Annotated in this window: 13 protein-coding genes; 7 read left to right on the top strand and 6 right to left on the bottom strand. The window is 37.4% G+C overall.

The features are described from left to right. Nucleotides 1-154: 154 nt before the first annotated feature. Together CWC11_RS05175 and CWC11_RS05170 are read right to left on the bottom strand one after the other, a co-directional pair. On the bottom strand, nt 155-2,323 hold the full coding sequence (locus tag CWC11_RS05175) for a polysaccharide lyase family 7 protein (RefSeq protein ID WP_171038394.1): 2,169 nt from the start codon (nt 2,321-2,323) through the stop codon (nt 155-157). Between the two features lie 488 nt (nt 2,324-2,811). Continuing rightward, the gene (locus CWC11_RS05170; RefSeq protein ID WP_249330653.1) at nt 2,812-3,030 is read right to left on the bottom strand and encodes a GNAT family N-acetyltransferase; all 219 of its coding nucleotides are present in this window, start codon (nt 3,028-3,030) and stop codon (nt 2,812-2,814) included. A gap of 304 nt (nt 3,031-3,334) precedes the next feature. On the opposite strand from CWC11_RS05170, the gene CWC11_RS05165 reads away from it, so the two are divergent. Beyond that, nucleotides 3,335-4,717, top strand: a complete 1,383-nt coding sequence (locus CWC11_RS05165) for a Na+/H+ antiporter NhaC family protein (protein ID WP_138681809.1) — start codon at nt 3,335-3,337, stop codon at nt 4,715-4,717. 77 nt (nt 4,718-4,794) lie between these two features. On the opposite strand, the gene CWC11_RS05160 is transcribed toward CWC11_RS05165, so the two are convergent. Next, nucleotides 4,795-7,677 carry an insulinase family protein gene (locus CWC11_RS05160; protein ID WP_138681808.1) on the bottom strand — a complete coding sequence of 961 codons (2,883 nt, stop codon included), beginning with the start codon at nt 7,675-7,677 and terminating at the stop codon, nt 4,795-4,797. Nucleotides 7,678-7,846: 169 nt separating this feature from the next. On the opposite strand from CWC11_RS05160, the gene CWC11_RS05155 reads away from it, so the two are divergent. Next, the gene (locus tag CWC11_RS05155) at nt 7,847-8,266 is read left to right on the top strand and encodes an MAPEG family protein (RefSeq protein WP_138681807.1); all 420 of its coding nucleotides are present in this window, start codon (nt 7,847-7,849) and stop codon (nt 8,264-8,266) included. A gap of 57 nt (nt 8,267-8,323) precedes the next feature. Here CWC11_RS05155 and CWC11_RS05150 read toward each other — a convergent pair whose 3' ends face one another. After that, entirely contained in the window at nt 8,324-9,067 is a 744-nt protein-coding gene (locus tag CWC11_RS05150; protein WP_138681806.1) for a peptidylprolyl isomerase, read from the bottom strand. Between the two features lie 246 nt (nt 9,068-9,313). On the opposite strand from CWC11_RS05150, the gene CWC11_RS05145 reads away from it, so the two are divergent. Further along, nucleotides 9,314-9,499, top strand: coding sequence for a hypothetical protein (locus CWC11_RS05145; protein WP_138681805.1), 186 nt, complete (start codon nt 9,314-9,316; stop codon nt 9,497-9,499). Nucleotides 9,500-9,588: 89 nt separating this feature from the next. Then, on the top strand, nt 9,589-11,217 hold the full coding sequence (gene ushA, locus CWC11_RS05140; RefSeq protein ID WP_138681804.1) for a bifunctional UDP-sugar hydrolase/5'-nucleotidase UshA: 1,629 nt from the start codon (nt 9,589-9,591) through the stop codon (nt 11,215-11,217). Between the two features lie 27 nt (nt 11,218-11,244). Here ushA and CWC11_RS05135 read toward each other — a convergent pair whose 3' ends face one another. Both CWC11_RS05135 and CWC11_RS05130 read right to left on the bottom strand, forming a co-directional pair. Further along, nucleotides 11,245-12,189, bottom strand: a complete 945-nt coding sequence (locus CWC11_RS05135; RefSeq protein WP_138681803.1) for a hypothetical protein — start codon at nt 12,187-12,189, stop codon at nt 11,245-11,247. Beyond that, the gene (locus CWC11_RS05130; RefSeq protein ID WP_138681889.1) at nt 12,182-13,060 is read right to left on the bottom strand and encodes a substrate-binding domain-containing protein; all 879 of its coding nucleotides are present in this window, start codon (nt 13,058-13,060) and stop codon (nt 12,182-12,184) included. Before CWC11_RS05130 ends, CWC11_RS05135 begins: the two co-directional genes overlap by 8 nt. 238 nt (nt 13,061-13,298) lie before the next feature. Here CWC11_RS05130 and CWC11_RS05125 point away from each other — a divergent pair, with 238 nt between their 5' ends. From CWC11_RS05125 to CWC11_RS05115, 3 genes are all read left to right on the top strand, one after another. Beyond that, the gene (locus tag CWC11_RS05125; RefSeq protein ID WP_138681802.1) at nt 13,299-14,150 is read left to right on the top strand and encodes a S1/P1 nuclease; all 852 of its coding nucleotides are present in this window, start codon (nt 13,299-13,301) and stop codon (nt 14,148-14,150) included. Between the two features lie 47 nt (nt 14,151-14,197). Continuing rightward, nucleotides 14,198-17,404, top strand: coding sequence for a TonB-dependent receptor (locus CWC11_RS05120; protein WP_138681801.1), 3,207 nt, complete (start codon nt 14,198-14,200; stop codon nt 17,402-17,404). 356 nt (nt 17,405-17,760) lie between these two features. Beyond that, nucleotides 17,761-20,904, top strand: a complete 3,144-nt coding sequence (locus CWC11_RS05115) for a TonB-dependent receptor (RefSeq protein WP_138681800.1) — start codon at nt 17,761-17,763, stop codon at nt 20,902-20,904. Nucleotides 20,905-20,924: the final 20 nt, after the last annotated feature.

Here is a 20,924-nt window from a genome sequence, read left to right as displayed (position 1 = left end):
GTATGCCAGATTACTCACCTTGTACAGCATTACAATCACCACCAGATAAAAACCTAAATTCTCAGAGTTAGAAGGCTTTGGCCTATTGATAAATTTAAATAAAAAAAACCGCATAGCAAACGCCATGCGGGTTTAGATTAGCGATTTGTAAATATTATTTTGTTTTACGAACGTATGTTACGTCTGTCATTGTAATTTTAGACGTTGTAATACCAATTTTCTCAAAACATTTCTTGAAGCTAGAAGAATCACCATGTTTACCACAGTTATCATTACCTTCAGGGTATTGCGATTGTAAGTAGTTACCAAATTTGAAGTATGACTCTGAATCATCTTCAACTTCAGTTTCTAAGTCCTTACCGAAAGCAGATACTTTAACTACACCGTAATCATTTAACACGTGGAAAGTAAATGAATCACCGGTTTTAATAGTACCTAGGGCTTTTTTCTCTTCTTTACCGCTCTTATTAAGAATACGAACGTACACATCAAAAATACCATTTGCAGCTTTACTATCATAGAAACCTGATTCATCAGTATCAGACACATAAAGTTTCATGATTGTACCAGTATCACCTGCGTGATGCTGTGCAACGATTGTTTTACCGCCAGTTGAAAGATCAACTTTGATTGTTGCTTGGAACTCTTCGTACGTATCAGTCATCGCAATACGTTTACTTTCTTTAATTTTGTACTCATGACGCCAGCCGTTACCGTTAGGCGTAGTCACTTGTTCTTCAAGTGCAAGGAACACTAAAGTAGAGTCGTTAATTCTTGGGTCACTACCTTCCAGTTCAAAAATTGAACCATTGGTGATATTTTCAGGAATAACTAAATCTGGAATTGATTCACCTGGATCAGTTGGGTCTGTAGGCTCCGTCGGATCCGTAGGGTCAGTTGGCACCTCAATTGGGCTTTCGACTAACTCACCACAACCGTAAAGCTGTGCTTCTAGTAAGCTGTTCCATTCATAATCTTCAGAAGAGCTATTACCTTGGCCAATTACTCGAATAAAACGCGCATACACATCGCCTAAATCATTAGCGTTCAGATCTTCGTCACCTTGTGATTCTGCTCCCGTAAGAATTGAATCCCAGTTAACACCATCTAAGGACGCAGCAATATCAAAATAAGCAGTACGTTTATCTGCTGAATACCAAGCTGTTTGAATTGAATCAACAGTTGTCTCACCACCTAAGTCTAACTGTAGCCATTTGCCATCACCTATAGAAGACCAACGAGAAGCCTCTTTCAAAGAACCATCTACCGCAAGGCTTGGTCCGTAGTTGCCGCTTGATGAACCATCATCACTCGCTGAAGCGCTTAAGCGAGTAATTGGACACGAAGCAGGTGGTTCAGTCGGTTCAGTCGGTTCAGTCGGTTCAGTCGGAGTTTCTATTGGGCTTTCTTTAAGTTCACCACAACCAAACACTTCTACATCTAGTAAGCTATTCCACTGTGAATCTTCAGATGAGCTGTTTCCATAGCCAACAATACGGATGAAACGTGCATAAACATCGCCTAAATCATCTTTATTAAGCGAGTCATCACCTTGAGATTCAGCACCTGTAACTACAGGGCCCCAGTTTTCACCGTCTAGTGATGTTTCAATATCAAAGTAAGCAGTACGCTTATCGGCTGATAACCATGCTGTTTTTATACTATCAATCGTCGTTTCACCGCCTAGGTCAAGTTGGATCCATTTTCCGTTACCTTTAGAAGACCAACGAGATGAATTGGTTAAAAATCCATCGATCGCTTTTTCAGGTGAGTAATTATTGTTGTACGAACCATCATCGCTAGCTTCTATAACTTCTAACTTAGTCACACCACACTGCTCTGGAACAGGTGTTGGGTCTGTTGGGTCCGTTGGAACAGCATCCGCTCTAACTAATTGAATATCATCAAAGTAGCCGTGTTGGAACTCATCATTGAATTTAGTATAAACTTGAATTCTAGAGCGAGATTTAGAATTAAATGGAACAACAGCTTTACTCCATTTACTCACATCAAACACTACTTTTTTAACTACATCGTAGCCATTATTCACACCAAACTTACCAGAACCATTAACATAACCGGTAAGAATATAATCTGTATTCGTTTCTACATCAACCCATTGATGAACACGTGCAGGTGCCCCCATTAGCTGCAAAGATTGGCTACCAGAGTTGCTTATAATTGATGCACGAGCATCATCAATTATCGTCCAATAAGTTAAGCCACTTTCAAACCCCGGGTTTTTGATAACGACTGCATCAGCATTCACCGAACCTGTTAACATTATCGCAGCAAGCGGCAGCATTTTATATTTTAAAAACATTATTTTTCTCATCAATTTATTTAATAAATGGTTCCCACCATTAAAAAGCAGCACTTTATTACTTAAGAAACAATAAAAGGTAAGCATTTAACCTGGTGGCAGCGAGAACTTACCTGTTTAAGGAACTAAAAGCAAGCAACCTTTAATTAAAAAAACTAAACAATCACATAACAATGTTAAATTTTACGGCCTTTAACGTGTAAATACCATGTAGCAATATTGCAGCAACTTAAACTCAAGGTTTTTAAAAGATGAAATATAACGGGCAGAAAAACACTAAGAAGATAATTGATACGTTAATGTGTGATTTTACAAAAAATATATTGGCACGCTCTCTAAATAATTTATTCGAGGCGTTATTTGGTTATTATGAATAGTAATTTTACTCACTTGAACTATTTTTTATTCCTGCCTAATTTGTGAAATGTAATATAAAAATAATAAGTAATGTGCTCTAAGTTTGGTGAGGTGAATAAGCTGAACAGCTTTTAAAAATAAGTAATATCATAAGGGCCAAACCCTTGATGTTTATGAGATGCAGTAAACGACTGCTCAATATAGTTTTTAGCATCACTAAGCGTATAAATGGCTTTATCGCCAATATACTTGATAAAATTAGACTGATTAACAAAAGTAAGTAACATGGCTGCATCGTGCTCATTTGCGTAGCGAAGCAATAAACGTTTTGTTTTAAATACGGCGTTCATTAAAAGTCTCCATAAAAAAGTTATTTATGCACATAAATTTTTATTGACTGAAATGCGAAACCAGATTATTTTTGCGCCGATGTTTTTACAGGCACAACAATAGCGGTATGCATTCCTTGCTCCGTCTGGCGCCAAAGCCAACGCGTTTTTATTTAAACCCTTAATTTAACATAACAGTTTAAATACTCCTCTCGCGTACAAAGCAGTGACTTGGAAAATGATTTAACAACAAACTATCATCTTCTTTGTTTTTGTATAAGCAATTTAAATTCTTAAATATGCTTTTAATTTTGTGAACACTTAAATGCTTGAACCCTCTGCGTTAAGTTTACTGCCACCAGCGGTGGTTGTTGTTTTGGCTGTTGTTTTACGCCGCCCTATTTTATCTTTACTTATTGGTGCTTTAGTTGGGTTAGTAATAGCCGACCCGGCTCAGGTGCTTGCTAACTTTGCCAGCACATCGCTCAAAGTAATGACCGACGAAACCATAGGTTGGTTAATACTCGTATGTGGTGGTTTTGGCGCTTTAATCGCCTTATTAGTGCGCACTGGCGGTGCGTCGGCGTTTGGCAAATTAGCGTTAAAATACACTAAAGGTAAACGCTCTTCTTTATTTATGACCTTTTGTTTAGGGGTGGTTATTTTTATTGATGACTACTTAAATGCGCTTACCGTTGGTGAAACGATGAAGCGCATTACCGATAAATTTAAAGTTAGCCGAGAAATGCTTGCCTACGTTGTCGACTCAACAGCGGCACCGATTTGTGTACTTGTACCTTTATCTACTTGGGCAGTATTTTTTGGCGGACTATTAGTAGATAACGGCATTGCCGAGGAAGGCCAAGGCATTGCGGTATATATTCAAGCAATTCCTTATATGTTTTATGCATGGTTTGCAGTATTGGTGGTTTTGTTAGTGGTATTAGGTGTTATACCTGCTATTGGCCCCATGAAAAAAGCAGAAAAAATGGCGAAAATAGAGCAAGCCAGCGTAGATCCTGCTCAGTTTAGTGATATTCAAACAGCCGACGAATATGCAGTAAAAGCTGTAGAAGAAAACTTTGAAGATGCCGATCCTAAAGGGAAATTACATAACTTTTTACTGCCAATAATTTTACTTGTAGCCTTTACCGTTTACTTTGAAATAGATGTATATAAAGGCTTACTAGCGACTATGGCGGTCACACTTCCTTTTTATGCACTACAAAAATTAATGAGCTTTAGCGAAATGATTGAGCGTATGCTTGATGGCTTTAAAAGTATGATACCGGCTATTGGCACTGTGATCGCCGCGTTTATTTTTAAAGATGTGTGCGATTTAATAGGCTTACCGCAATTTGTTATAGGCAGTTTAAGCCCGTATATGACGGCGCAATGCTTACCTGCAGTCGTGTTTATTGCGATGGCGGTGCTAGCGTTTGCTACAGGCTCTAGTTGGGGTATTTTTGCAGTGTCTATACCTATCGTTATGCCACTTGCAACTGCGGTTGACGCAAATATTCCACTGGTGATTGGCGCGTTATTATCAGCATCATCCTTTGGTAGCCAAGCGTGCTTTTATTCAGACTCTACAGTACTTGCAGCCCAAGGCTCTGGTTGTAACTTAATGAGCCATGCAGTAACACAGTTGCCGTATACATTAATAGCGGCATCAATGGCGGTTATAGGCTTTATAGTTATGGCATAAATATTATATAGCTATAGAAATAAATAAACCCCAATGTATTGCTACACTGGGGTTTATTTTAACTTTATGTATAACGTTTATTTTTGTAACTTAATGCCATTGTAATAAGCATCAAGCGTAGTGATTTTTGTTTGATTAGGTAAATCAGCAAAATCACTTTCAATAAACTTAGTACCACGCAGCTGTACATTTAAACGCGCAGCTTGAGGGTTTAGCATGGTTTGCTTGTAGTACTGTTTTATATCTGCAAGTGTTACTTTTTCTACTTCATTAATCAGCTTTTGCTTTGAATCGAACTTAAAGTTTTCGCGGTACCAGTCATTTATAAGCGGGCTCATTTCGTCGCTTAAATTTTTAGGTTGCTCTTTAAGTGATACTAACGTCGCATTTTTAAGCTGTTCGAATGTATCATTACTCATGTTATCAAGCTCTACCGCATACTCTTTTTTAAATTGATCAAAGCGTGCTTGTATCTCTTTAGGGCCTTTAACTGGTGTCTGAATAAACAAGCCAATGGCTGAGTAGTCTTCTATTGGGCGAGCCAATGCACCTACAGCGTAAGCTAGTTGCTCCTCGGTACGCATTTTATCAAACGCAACGGTTCTAAAGTGGCTTTGTAGGACTGCTGCTTGTGCTTTTTGTTTATAACCAGCTATTGGGTGTACGGTCATATCAACAACTGCTACATCAGCAACATCAATATCTTTTTGAAGTACCAGTGTTTCGCCTACTTGCGGTAACCATGCTTTGCTGCGTGCAAATTCACTGTGTGTATGGTTGCTTTCAAGCGTAGCGCTTAATTCGTTAGCTATTGCATCAATATCTTGCTGGTTATAGTTACCATAACTAAACACGCGTAAATCATTTTTAGCAAAAGTTGCTGTTTTTAGATTATTTAAATCAGCAACAGATAATGATTCAGCCGCTTTTATTAGTGCATCTGTATCAAAACTGCCTGTGCGAATGAGTTTTGAATACTCACCAAATGCTTGCGCATACGGGAACTGCTTCTGCTGGTTTAATAAATCACGTTTATAACGATCAATTGCTTGGCTAAATGCTTGTGCTGTAACACCAGCTTTTAAACCACTAAGCGCTTGTTTAAGTAGTACGTCTTGTTTATCAGTAAAGCCGCTCATTGATAATACAAGGCCATTACTTGGCGCAAGACTCACACTCATACCCGCTATGGCAGCTTCAGTGCTTAGCTGACTTTGCTGAATATTGTATAAGTCGGCCCATACCGAATAAAGCACCTCAGCATTTATATCAGTTAATCCAGGTTGAGTATTTATATATACCTCAACAAGTCCTTTTGGTTGCTCTGCAAACTTTTGACTTGCTTGGCGCCATACTTTCACGCCGTTTTTATCATAAGCTAGTACTGGGTGCTTTTGCTCTTTAAACGCTTTAGTTTTAATTGCAAAGCTCTGCGGTAGTAAATTGTTTACACTAGGCAGTGCTAATTTAAATTCACTCGGCTTTTTCCAGCTGGCAATTTCATCATCGCTAATGTCGTTAATACGGTATTTGCCATCATAAAAATGCAGTTGCGAATCTGTTTCTTCTTGTTGAGATATATACCAAACTCGTAGCGTTTTAGCATTTAATTGATCAAGCACATTATTAACTGCATCAGCATCAAATTTTGCATAGTAGTAAGGGGCATTAATAGTATGATTAAGCGGATAAACCTGCATGCTGCCGGTAAGCGAGCTTACATAGTTAAACTCGTCGCCCTTCTCTAAAAATTTAAACTGGTTGCTAAGCGACGTTTTAATTTCGTTAAAGTACTTACTATCTACACCTTCTTTTTTAATTAAATCGATATATTGCATAATTGTCGCGACAATTGTTTCGCGATTTTTCATGCCCTCGTCGGTCAATTCAATATTTACATTCAGTGTCCCGTAATTACCGTATTGAGTTGGCGATGGTGATGCTGATAACTGCGACACCCAACCTTTATCACGTAAGATTTGTGCAGGGCTGCCCGGCATTTCATTACTTAATAAATAAGCAACAAAACGATTTGGTTTAACTGCAAACTCATCAGCATTATTGGCAATAGTGAAATCTAATTGTAGTTGTTTAACATCTTCATTCGGAGAGTAAAATACACGCTTACCGCCTGCTTTATCAAAATCTACTTTTGCAGTAACAGCTGGCTTTTCAATATTTTTATTTTTTATATCAGCGAAGTACTTTTGCGCTTTTTGCTCCATTTCAGCAATTGGCAAGTTAGAAATAAGCGCAACTTTCATGATATTGGAAGAGTAATATTTATTATAAAAATCGACTGTTTCTTTGTGCAACGAGCTCCCTTCTTTATCGCCTAGAGTTTCTAAATTTCCTATTAAAAAGCGATTAGCGGGGTGATCGCCCATCATTTTACGGGCTAGCTTAAATTGACCAAAAAAGTCCATCTCGCGGCGCATTGACCACTCTGCGTTTACCGCGTTTTTTTCTTTATCGGTATATTCAGGATATAACTTAGGCGCTTTAAAAAAATCAGAAAAACGGTCTAGCCCTTCATCAAACGCATCGTTATTAATTTTAAACATGTAGTTGGTAATATCGAGCCACGTGTAGGCATTGTGGGCGCCACCATTTTTGGTCATGAAATCAGAATACCCTTTTGTGTCTGGATAACGCTCAGTGCCTAAAAACAACATATGCTCTAAATAATGCGCCATACCTTGTTGTGACATTGGGTCGTGCAGTAAACCAACCCCTACACTTAGCGAAGCCGCAGATTTTTCGGCGCTTGGGTCTGATACCAAAATAACTTCAATTTCGTTTGCTAACTTTAACGTTTTATATTCTCGGTTATCGTTTGGACTTACAACTAATGAATCAGCTAATAAAGACGCTTGAGGAGACGTTGAAACAGATGATGTATTTGAACAACCACTTAAAACAGCCAGTGCTATGGCGCTAAAGCCAATAATTTTTTTCATTTTGATTTTTCCAGTAAAGTATTGCGCTAGTTACGCGCTCAAACATCGTAATAGAGCTAAATTAACATTAACAATTAAGGATTTGCCACAATTTAACGCTAAAATATGTAACACATTGTGAAAAAGCCCTTCATACTTAAGCTTTATAAAACAATAATAAAGGAACATTATGGAAAAAATTATTATTCTAGCCATGTTTGCTCAAGTAACACTCTCACTGTTTGTGATGATAGTTATGGGTAAAAGGCGTATACAAGCCGCTAAAAATAAACAGCTAAATTTTAATGATTTTAAAACAATGCAATTAGATAAAGCAGGCGACACAGTGCGTGTAGCCGATAGGAACTTTTCTAATCAGTTTGAGATCCCCGTTTTATTTTATGCCGGCTGCTTACTTGCTTTACAGCTTCAGAATGCAAGTTATTTAGTGGCCGCTTTAGCATGCGTATTTGTAGTATCGCGTGTTGCGCATACTGTAATCCACTTAGGGAAAAATAATGTAAGGGCACGCTTTAACGTCTTTTTATTTGGTTGCGGGTGTGTATTTGCGATATGGCTTGCCATGATTTGGCGAATAATAGCTTTTTAGTTTAAATATTATCAGCGGCTTAAAATTAAGCCGCTGATAATGAATACTTTTACATTTTTATTTAAATCGCTTCAAACGTGTGAACACCAATAGAACTCCACCCAATAACCACGCCAATGAACCACCTGAACTGCTACCTGAATCGGTAGAGGTATCGGCACTATCAAGCGATGTGTTTGTTGTTACGCTAAGGCCTGCAGCTGAATTTGGATCGTCATCCATAACAACTACGCTTTGAATAGTCACTAAATTTGCACTATTTATACTTACATCACTGCTTGAGCATTGCTGCTCAGTAATATCTACTACAGCTACTTCACCGCAATGAACCAATGCTGCAATTTTATCGAGTGTAGATTGACTCGCCGCAGTAATTTGTCCAAACACCGTAAAGCCACCATTTTGCGTATCAAGCGCAGCACTATTATCTGAAATATTAAAAAACCACTGGCTTGTTGCGCTGTCTTCATCGCCAGAAAGCTTTGCCATAGCAATGGTGCCTTTAACATTTGAAAAAACAGGCTCATTTTCTACTGTAGGCTTAGTATCAATTGCATCAAACGAATCAGAATACGTAAAGCCACCGCCTTGAATTACAAAATCTGCCACAGAGCGATGAATCACCGTTTCGTTGTATGATTCATCTTGAACATAGCTTAAAAAGTTTTCTACGGTTTTGGGGGTCTGTTGATCAAATAAATTTATTTCTATTGTACCTTGGCTTGTGTTCATTTCGACAATAGTTGCAGTGCTTGCAAAGCTTGCCAACGCAAGCCCAGAGCCAAGTAAAAGCTTTTTCATGTTTCATTCCTGTTGTTATAATTTTAACGATTAATTAACCTACTTGCAGATTAAAACGACATGGTATTAAAATCGATTGTTAAATCTATCAAGATACAAATTAGACCGTACTGATAACACTTTAATTACATATAAGGCTAGTTATATTCTTTCAAGTTATATAAAGCAAAGTTAGTACAACTAAATCATCTTAAATAATGAGCTTACATTTGTTACCTTAAAAAAATAAATACCAAGGAGCTGACAATGCTTAATAACACACACACAATTTGCGATTTTGGTTTACACAAAGGCGAGGCTTACACAAAGCTACCTGCAAGCTTTTTAACTTGGATGATAAGCACAAAACACCGTAAATCTGAATATGCACACGCCGAATTAAAAAGACGTGAGCGTGCAGTAACAAACAATTTGGCATTAAAAACTAAGTAGAAATGTAAAATAAGTACGTTTTTTTAGCACAAAACTAGTTTAAACTACCGGCTTGATAAATTAAGTAGAGCTTAATCAACAGGTATTTTATGCGCATAATTATTTTATTTTCGGTTTTTTTTAGCCTCCTTGGGTGTACCTCTTCTACCCCAGAATCTAGTAGTAGTTCTTCTACACAATATTTAACTGTTCTTCATACAAATGATAACCATGGTCGTTTTTGGCAAAACGAAAAAGGCGAATACGGCATGGCCGCTCGCAAAACGTTGATTGACTCTTTACGTAATGAAGCGCAAAAGCAAGGCCATGCAGTAATATTGCTCTCTGGTGGTGATATAAATACAGGTATTCCTGAGTCTGATTTGCAACAAGCAGAGCCCGACTTTAAAGGTATGTCTTTATTAGGTTATGACGCAATGGCGCTTGGTAACCACGAATTTGATAACCCAATTAAGGTGTTAAACAAACAACAGCAATGGGCTACTTTCCCACTTTTATCTGCTAATATTTTTGAAAAAGCCACAGGTGAACACGCATTTGAAAGCTATAAAGTGTTTGAAAAAAATGGTTTAAAAATTGCGGTCATTGGTTTAACTACGACTGATACAGCTAAAATAGGTAATCCTCAATATATTGGTCATTTAGAATTTAAAGACCCTACAGAGGTTACAGCCAAACTAGCAAAAGAAATAAAAGCTAAATATGACCCTGACGTTACTATTGCACTTACACACATGGGCCATTATGTAGATGCAAACTTTGGTATTAATGCCCCTGGTGATGTAACACTTGCCCGCTCACTGCCTGCCAATACTCTTGATATGATCATAGGCGGGCACTCTCAAGAGCCTGTGTGTATGAGCGATACAAACGTTAACGATGATAACTTTAAGCCAGGCCTTGCGTGCAAACCAGATCAGCAAAATGGTACTTGGATCATGCAAGCCCATGAATGGGGTAAATATGTGGGTAAGGCTGAATTTAAACTTGAAGGCGAAAAATTAACACTTATTGACTACACATTAATGCCAGTAAACTTATATGTAGATAAAGTACAAGCTGATGGCTCTACTAAAGAAGTACTTGCAAACGAATATATTAAGCCAGACCCAACACTTGAAGCTTTTTTAGCGACTTATCAAGCTAAAGGCGCAAAGCAAATAGCAGGTAAAATTGGCAGTGTTGATGCTCGCTTAGAAGGCGATAGAAGCAAAGTACGTTATCAACAAACAAACCTTGCGAGAGTAATTATTCAAGCACAAATGAACGCAGTAGGCGCTGATTTTGGGTTAATTAGTGGCGGTGGGATAAGAAGCGGCATTGAAGCTGGCGAAATCAGTTATAAAGATGTTTTAAAAGTACATCCGTTTAAAAACCGCATTACTTATATAGATTGGCAAGGCAGCGATTTATTCAGTTACCTATCGACTGTCACAAGCTTTCCTGCAGATGCAGGCGCTTATTTGCAATATCATAAAATATCGTTCGATCGCAAAAATGGTGAGTTAATGAATGTATATATTAATGGTAAAGCCCTGGATAAAAATAAAACATACCGTATGAGCTTAAATAGCTACAACGCATCAGGCGGAGACGGTTACCCAGCGATTAATAAGTTAAAAGGTTTTGTAAGCACTGATGTTACCGATGCTCAAGCACTTAAAACTTTTATATCTGAAAATAGCCCGATTAAAGCGTCTGAATTTGCGCCTAAATAAATAAGCTACAGTAATAGGAAAGTAAAATTACTTTCCTATTACTTCAATATTTCCGTTTGCGATATGTGTTAGTGCGTAACTATGTAATCGTGAACGAGACCCTTCCCCATAAGCCTTAGGCGGATAATAAAGCTCTTTTTGATCAGGGTACTCAATGAGTACTTCATCAAGTGCGGCGCGAATTTCGCTCAGTGTTTTTTCAAGACTATTATTGAAGTTAGGTCTTTTTCTTACTGTATGACCAAGCTCAACTAACCTATAAAAATATTTATTTGCTAGCTCTATAAGCTCATCAGGTACATTTTTACTATGATTGAGCGAAACATCAGAGTTATGACTACAGTAATCAACTAGCGCTAAATAAAAACACAGTGGTTTATTTGCCAAACACACTTTCAGCTCTGTTCTATAACTATTTGAAACTGTTTTATTGTTTAAATCAATTATAAGGACAAGAGGTAATGGCACTGTAGTAGTATCGTCGTTACTCTCAAGTAAATTAGTCCTAAGCTGTTGTGTAAAAATATGCTTTAACCAAAAGCTTACAAGTACACTTATAATTAAAAATACAAGATGAAACGAAGCGTTTGTTGCTGTTAGGTATGTATTGTTTATTTTAAAAACAATTGATACGGCGCCGTTGCTACCATTTAAAGTACGGCTAAACTGCCTTGATTTTAAAGGCAACTCAAGCTCACCTTTAGGCTCAATTGCTACTACCCTTAAGGCGTTACTACTAATATATGTATTTAATGTTTTTATGTAAGTTAAAACTGCATCTTTATTTCCTGAGTGCTTTAGTAACTCATTAGATAAGTCGAGCAATGGCAGATCCAACGCTATTTGCTTTTCAATCTGCGTAATTTTGTGTGTATTTACTTGCTGCATTTTTTGGTTAACTGATACGTAAAACACCAATGATAAAGCCAAAAATAAGCCTGATACTAAGCCTGAAAACACAAATTTATTCATCGCCTAGACCTTTTATAAAACTCACTGATTTAGTGTTACAACTCCAGTAAGGTTTAACGTTTTGGTAGTAATGCAGAGTTTGATCTTTTGACATATTAAGTAAATGAGACTGTATTGCACACAGTAAATCAGTATTATTTTGCTGCATTTTAAAGTACCAACGCGTTCCTGCAATATTATTGCTTAAAGGTGTGATGTAATTTTTTGAAAAACGTGTTGCATCACTTTCTTTCCAAAATGACGCAATAATATCTACTTTGCCATCGGCCAATAAGTCCCGTAGTTCGTTATGTGAGCTTGCATAAGTAATTTTTAAATTAGCCAAGTTAATATCAAGCTCTTTAAACGTTTGCTTAGGTAAAATATGCCCAGAACGACTAGTTGGGTAATCAAGCAAACCTATGCGTTTATCTAAAAAGTACTGTTTTGTAAGCCGAGGTTTTTCTTTAGAAGATATAAAAAAAGCAGTGTAGTCAGAAAACCCCACTACCGGTTGATAGTTGTAAGTTGATTCAGCTCTAAATGCAGCCATTATATTATTTTTAGCCAATATTAAATCTGCAATACCTTTGCCCACAAACTCTAAGCTATCAGCTGTTCTATATCCCCAATACCCTATTACAGAGCCATATTGCTTAGCGACAACGTTATCGCCACACAAACTTTCTGTTAATAACTTGGCTATTTTTTTTGATGGTGTAAAAACAATGAGTTCACTTGTATTACTTGTTGCCGTTGTTTGACATGTAGTTGAAGTTTTTATCATGACAGGAAACTGTAAATCATCGTTATTTACCGTTAATTGACCGCAAATCCATGTAACAAGCAACAGCAGAAACAAAAATGCAACAACTGTGGTTTTATGCAACATGATGTTTTTAAAATTCAAAGTAAATCCACTCAAAAATATACCATTGATGTATTTGAACAATTATATTTACTTATTACAACAAGTAATTTTACCCATTACAAATAAACCTTTGATTTTAAATGACATTAGATAAGAAATTATGAATGTTATTGAGTCCTTCCTATTAGTATAATAAATAAGGACAATTGACCGCATTACCTTATTGTAACAATACGGAAAATACATTTAGGAAGCTCTAATGCACAGCAAAATAAAATATTCAATTTCTTCTGCGCTTTTGATTAGTGCAATTTTCACAAGCAGTGATTCGTATGCATGGGGGCAAAATGGTCACCGCGTTGTAGGTAAAATTGCCGAGTCGCACTTAACACAAGCAACTAAAAGAGCTATCAAACCCTTTTTAGATGGCGAATCACTAGCACAAATATCAACATGGCCTGACGAAATGCGCTCAGCACCGGGTGATTTTTGGCAAAAAAAATCTTCTCGCTGGCATTACATAAATGCAGCTCCTGGAAAATCATTTAGTTTTAAGCATGAGCACACAAAAAACAAAGAATCTGTGAGCAATATTCTCGAAGGTATTCATTACTCAATGCAAACCCTCACTGATGCAGACAGTACTTTAGATGCTAAGCAGTTTAGTTTGCGTTTTTTAGTGCATTTAGTAGGTGATAGCCATCAACCATTTCATGCTGGCAGAGGTGAAGACAGAGGCGGAAACCGAATTAAAGTTTCGTTTTTTAATGAAGAAACAAACCTTCACAGCCTTTGGGATACAAAATTAGTTGAAAACGAGAACTTATCGTTTACTGAATACGCACAATTTATTGATACAAATAATAGTGAACTCATTGCACAGTACTTACAAAGCTCACCTAAAACGTGGGTTGAAGAATCTCATAACCTAGCAATGAAAATTTATAAATATACGAATGACGAAGTTGGCTATAGCTACATATACAACAACACACCTATTGTGAAAACACGCCTCCAACAAGCGGGTATTCGCTTAGCTGGTGTATTAAACGCCCTGTTTGATCCCTCAGCTAAAGAACTAGAAACGGCACTTAAGATGCCTATCAAATAAGTAAACTGCAAATTTAACTTAAACACTACACACGGGAAATCAACAATATGACTAAGCTTCGACTTTCGAAATTAACTGGCGCTGTAATTTTAGCGCTAGGTGTTTCTACAAGTGCAATGGCAGCTGATACCTCATCTGCAATGCGAGGTAAAATTACAACGCCTTCAGGTGGCAATGCTGCAAACGTTAAAATTAAGGTTGTTCACCAACCAACGGGCACTATTAGTGAGTTAACGACAAACGAAAGCGGTACTTTTATCGCTAACGGTTTACGTGTAGGTGGTCCATACATGGTGATCATCGACTCAGATACGTTTAACGACACAACTGTTGAAAATATTTTTCTAAACCTTGGTGAAACATATCGTTTAAGCTCACAGCTATCGCCATTAAATATCGAAAAAATTGAAGTCTCTGGTTATAAGATTGTTCAGCAATCTGGTGGTTCAAGCAGCACTTTTGGCTCTGATACTATCGAGAACATGCCAAGCTTTAATCGTGATATTAAAGATATTGCACGTTTAAACCCACTTGCAAGCATTAATGGTAATGGCGAGCTAACGTTTGCTGGTAGTAACCCTCGTTCAAACGGCTTAACCGTTGATGGCATTGGCCAAAATGATGACTTTGGTTTAAGTTATGGCGGCTACCCTACTTCTCAGCCACCAGTAGCACTTGATGCAATTGAGCAAATTTCTGTTGATGTGTCTCCGTTTTCTGCTTCTAAAGGTAACTTTGGTGGCGGTACTATAAATGCGGTAACAAAGTCTGGTACAAATGAGTTTAAATTTTCAGGCTTTTATGAAATCTCTACACCAGATATAGCTGGTGATGTAGATAGCATTTCTCAAGTATATGCTGATGGTAGCCCTGTTTTAGATGAAGATGGACACCGTACTTACGTTGTTGAACAAGTAGAGCCGATTCAAACTGAAAAGCGTTATGGTTTTAATGTTGGTGGCCCATTAATTGATGATACTTTGTTTTACTTTGTAAACTACAACAAGTGGACAAGTGAGCTTGATTTAGATTACGGTTTTGAAGGCTCTGGTGCAACGAATGAATATGATGTAACAGAAGAAAGCTACAACCAATTTATTAATATTTTAAATAATGAATACGGTTTAACCGACTCTCTAGGTGGCGACCCTGAAGATACAAACGAGTCATTGCTTGTTAAATTAAGTTGGAATATTAATGATGATCATCGTTTAGATTTCACTTACCAATGGCAAGACGATAAAGATGAAACAAATGTTGGCACTGGCGGCAGTACAGTTAGCTTAGCGTCAAGCCGTTATACTTACGCTACTAAATTCAATAATTTTGCGACAAAATTATATTCAGACTGGAATGAAAACTTCTCAACTGAAATTGGCATTGCTTACAAAGATGTATCATCAAGAAGCTTAACTAACTCTGATATTGGTTTTGTGAAAGTTGAGGAATACTTCCGTGGCCCAGCTTATGAGTTTGGTACAGACGAATTCCGCCATGCTAACAGCTCTTCTACTGAAAACTTAACGCTTACTTTCGATGCTACTTACTTAATGGATGAGCACGAAATTAACTTTGGTATGCAGTATGAATCGCTAAATTTATATAATTTATTTGCATCTAACTCATTGGGTTCTTGGGAATTTGATGACTTCGAAGGTTTTCAAAACCGTGAAGTGGGTAACTTTAGAGGTACATACGACTTTTCTTACAGTAACGCGTACACAAATAACCCAAATGACACTGCATACGATGCAACACGTAACCAGTTAGCACTTTATATTGAAGATACTTTTTATGTTGGTGATGATTTAGAAGTAACAGCGGGCGTTCGTTATGAGCGTTTATCATCAGACGATAAACCAACTTTAAACGAAAACTTTTTAAATACTTACGGCTTTAGCAATCAAGAGAATCTTGATGGTTTAGATATAATTTTACCGCGTATTGGCTTTAAATATTATGCAACTGAAGCATTAACCATTAATGGTGGTATAGGTCGATTCCAAGGTGGTATTCCAAACGTTTGGTACAATAACTCTTTCCAAAATGACGGTATTACATTTGTTGAAGCACCTCAAAGTGCTATTAATGATTATTACGCCAACAACCAAGCTGATATTACGCAAGTACCTGACGCTATTAAAAACACGTTAGTTCAAGGTGCGGGTAGCACAAACTATGTAGACCCTGATTTTGAGCTTCCATCAAGCATTCGTGCTCAAATTGGTTTCGAATACGAGTTTGACTCAGAATTACTTGGCGAAGGCTTCAAATGGCAGGCTGAAATTGCTTACCATAAAAAAGAAAACGAAGCTGTATGGCATAACACGGCTATAAACCCAATTGGTGTTGCTGCTGATGGTGAGCGTGTAATTAACGAAAGTATTTATAGTGGCGACCTTGCTGATAACTTTGATATTGCAATGACTAATTCATCTGACGATGGGCGTTCAATCATTATCTCTACCGGCATTGCAAAAGAGTTTGAAAATGGCTTGTATGTTTCTGCGAGTTATGCACATCAAGACGTAACTGAGGCATCATCTGGTTCATCTTCTCGTGCTCAAAGTAACTACCAATACAATATTACACGTAACCGTAATGAAGACTTTGCAGATCGTGGTTCATATGAAGTAGAGCACAGCTTTAAAGTTAATTTAGCGTATAACACTGAATTTTTCAGTGGCTATGCAACTAAGTTTAACGTGTATTTTGAGCGCCGCTCTGGTCGTCCATTTAGCTACACTATGGGTATGTATCAAGATAGTGACCTAGGTGACACACGCGACTTTTACTCAAGCTCAGCTTACCTAGCTTACATACCAACGGGTGCTGATGATCCAAATGTGAATTGGGATGAATCTGGTTTATCTTGGAATGAGTTAGAAACACTTCTAAATCGTGCTGGTATCTCAGAACGTGGTGAAATCTTAGGTCGCAACTCAGGAACTCAACCTTGGGTAACTACTATGGATGTTAGCATTAAGCAAGAAATCCCAGGTTTTGCTGAAGGTCATAGTGGTGAGGTTTACTTCATGGTTGATAACTTCGCAAACTTATTAAACAGTGATTGGGGCGTAGAAAAACGCTTAGGTTTCTCTGACCAATCTGTTTACGACTTTGGCGGTTTAGATGACGAAGGTCGTTATATAATTGATGGCAAATTTAATGGTGCTGATGTTCGTAATTACAGCCAATACCAAACGAGTTCATCTGCTTGGCAAGCTAAAGTAGGTATTAGCTATAAGTTTTAATATTAGTTAACTAATAGTTTAAGCGCATTCGTAGCTAAATAAACTTAATTAAACCCATTGCAACTTTGTAGTGGGTTTTTTTATATAAAGCATATCAATTTCACATGTTTGTCATAAAAGCCCCGTAATATATCTCTCGATATAGAGTTATTACTCAAAAAAAGTCTAAAGAGTCATAAACATAGCAATTTATTAAAAAAATATTACAGTTGTATTTTATTTGTAACGAATAAATGAGGTACACTATGTAAGAATTTTGAACTAAGTGGGTTTTGAACTTATTTAGATTAAAATTTTAAAATAAAAATATATAAAAATATATAAAAATTTAATTAATAACTACACGGGAAAATTAAATGAAAACTCAATTACGCAAAACCGCTCTTTCACTTGCTATTGCAGCATGTGTTGGTGTAAGTGGCGCAGCAATGGCTAACGAAACGACCTCTGCAATTAAAGGTCAAATCACTGGCCCTAACGGCAACCCTGCTGCTGGTACTAAGGTAACAATTTTACATGTACCTTCTGGCTCAGTAAAAACAACTGAAGTAAATGACGCAGGTTACTTCACAGCTAAAGGCCTTCGTGTTGGTGGTCCTTACAAAGTAGTTGTAGATTCTGATGTGTATGCAGATCAAGAATTCAATAATATTATATTAAACATCGGTAACGATTACCCTGTAAACGTGTCTCTTGAGCCACAATCAAGCATGGAACAAATTGTAGTAACAGGTGCGCCAATCAGCTCTATGTCTGGTGGTACTGGCCCAGCGTCTACATTTACACTTACAGATCTTGAAAACACGCCTGCAATTAACCGTGATTTAAAAGATATTATTCGTATTGACCCACGTATTACAATTGATGACAGCCGCGGAACAATCAACTGTGGTGGTGGTAACCCTCGCTACAACAGCTTAACGTTAGATGGCGTTCGTATGAACGATAACTTCGGTTTAAGCTCAAACGGTTACCCAACTATTAACGCTCCTTTCTCTTTCGATTCAATTGAGCAAGTATCTGCTGAACTAGCACCATTTGACGTTCAGTATGGTGGTTTTACATCATGTAACATTAATGCGGTAACTAAATCAGGCGGAAATGAAGTTCACGGTGGTGTATTCTTCGATTATACAAATGACTCTATGCAAGGAGACTCAATTGAAGGTGAAGATTACGACGCAGGCAATTACACTGAGAAGCGCTACGGCTTTAACGTTGGCTTACCATTAATCGAAGATAAACTATTTTTATTCACTTCATATGAAAAGCTTGAAGGTGTACAACAATTTAATTACGGTGGTCTGACAAGTGGTAGTGTTACTGCTGATGACCTTTCTCGAGTTCAAGCGGCATCACAATCTCTATATAACTACGATGCAGGTGGAATGCCATCTAGCTCACCTATTGAAGATGAAAAAATCTTAGTTAAATTAGATTGGAACATCAACGAAAACCACCGTGCTAACATCATTTATAACTACAATGATGCATTCACTATTTCTCAATCAGATGCTGACAATGATGAGCTTTCATTATCTAACCATTTCTATGAGCAAGGTGCTGAATTCACCTCAATCATCGCCTCTGTTTACTCAGATTGGTCAGATGATTTCTCTACTGAAGTTCGTATAGGTAAATCGGAACTAGATGCTCGAGTTGAATCTTTAGACGCAGCGAGCAGCTTTGGTGAAATGCAGATTAGCACTGAAAACGGCGGTACAATCTATATTGGTCCAGATGACTCTCGCCAATCTAACGATTTAAACTATGACACAACTACAGCTAAATTTGCAGCTACATACTATCTTGACCAACATACAATAACAGCAGGTTATGAGTATGAAAATCTCGAAGTATTTAACTTATTCGTACAGCATACCGAAGGTGAGTGGCGTTTTGATTCTGTTGAAGACTTTGAAAACGGTCAAGCAGCACGTATCTACTATAACAATGCTGCAACTACAAATGATCCAAATGATGTAGCAGCAAGCTTTGAATACGCACAACATACAATGTATGTTCAAGATGAATACAGCTTCACTGACATTGATGCAAGCATAACATTTGGTCTTCGTTATGATAAATATACTAGTGATGACAAACCAAATCTCAATAAAAACTACACTAGCCGATACGGCTTCAGTAATCAAAGTACCTTTGACGGTATCGATTTAATTCAACCACGCGTTGGCTTCCAGTGGTATGCAACAGATGCACTTGAAGTTCGTGCTGGTGTTGGTCTGTTCTCTGGTGGTAACCCTAACGTTTGGTTATCTAATTCTTATTCGAATGATGGTATTACGCAAATCGCCTCTCAAATTCGCGGTGTAGATTTATTCAATACACCAAATGTAAACGGCGGAACACCAGGCTACGAAGTACCACAATCACAATTTGATACCATAGCTGGAACAGAAATTGGTTCAGGTGATTCAAATGTAAATGCTGTAGACCCTGATTTTGAATTACCATCAGAGTGGAAGTACTCTTTGGGTGCTACTTATACTACCGAGAATGACTACGTAATATCACTTGATTACTTATTCTCTAAGAAGAAAGATGCTGCTACTCTAATAGATCTTGGTTTAGTTAATTCTGGTCAAACTACATTTGATGGACGTCCATTATATACAGGTAAAGAAGATACTCTAAATCCAGGTGAAACTCGTTCACGTGATTACCTACTTACAAATGTAAGTGGCAATAGCGGTGACTCGTCTGTTATTTCATTGGGTATTAGTAAACAGTACGACAATGGCATTAACGCTAGCTTTGGCTACGCGTACACAGATTCAAACGATGTTAATCCGATGACTAGTTCTGTTGCTGACTCTAATTACAGTAATTTAGCACTAACTGACCCGAGTAATCCTGGTGTAGCTACATCAGATTATGAAATCCCACATCGTTTTACTCTTACACTTGGCTACTCACATGAATTCGTAGATGGTTTTGCTACCCGCTTTAATTTATTCGGTGAAGCATATAAAGGTTTACCATATAGCTATGTATTTAATAACAGCGATAATACATTTGGTGATACCAATAACTATGGTTTTGGCTCTCGTCAACTGCTTTATGTACCACTTGAAAATGATCCTAACGTTGTTTATGACATGACTGCAGATGAAATAAATGAATTCAATGAATTTATTTCTTCAGAAGGATTAGAGCGCGGTAAAATTACTGGTCGTAATTCTCAAAATTCTGACTGGTTTGTTAAATTCAACTTCAAGTTAACACAAGAGCTTCCTGGCTTTATGGAAGGTCACAAAGGTGAAGCATTCTTCGTAATTGATAACCTAACAAATCTACTTAATGACGACTGGGGTGTACTTAAGAAAGGTACTTTCGTAGGAAACCGTGTTGTATCAACGTCTATTGATGATGAAGGGCGCTACGTTTACTCTGGTTTTAACTCAAATAACGTAGGTACTACTACTGAAAATAGTGCCTCGGTTTGGCAAATGCGTGTAGGTGTTCGTTACACTTTTTAATTTAATCACTTAAATTAGTT

The organism is Pseudoalteromonas sp. S3178 (assembly GCF_005886985.1).
Lineage (GTDB): Bacteria > Pseudomonadota > Gammaproteobacteria > Enterobacterales > Alteromonadaceae > Pseudoalteromonas > Pseudoalteromonas carrageenovora.
Note: the sequence above shows the minus strand (reverse complement) of the source record. Positions and strands in the feature narration are given on the sequence as shown.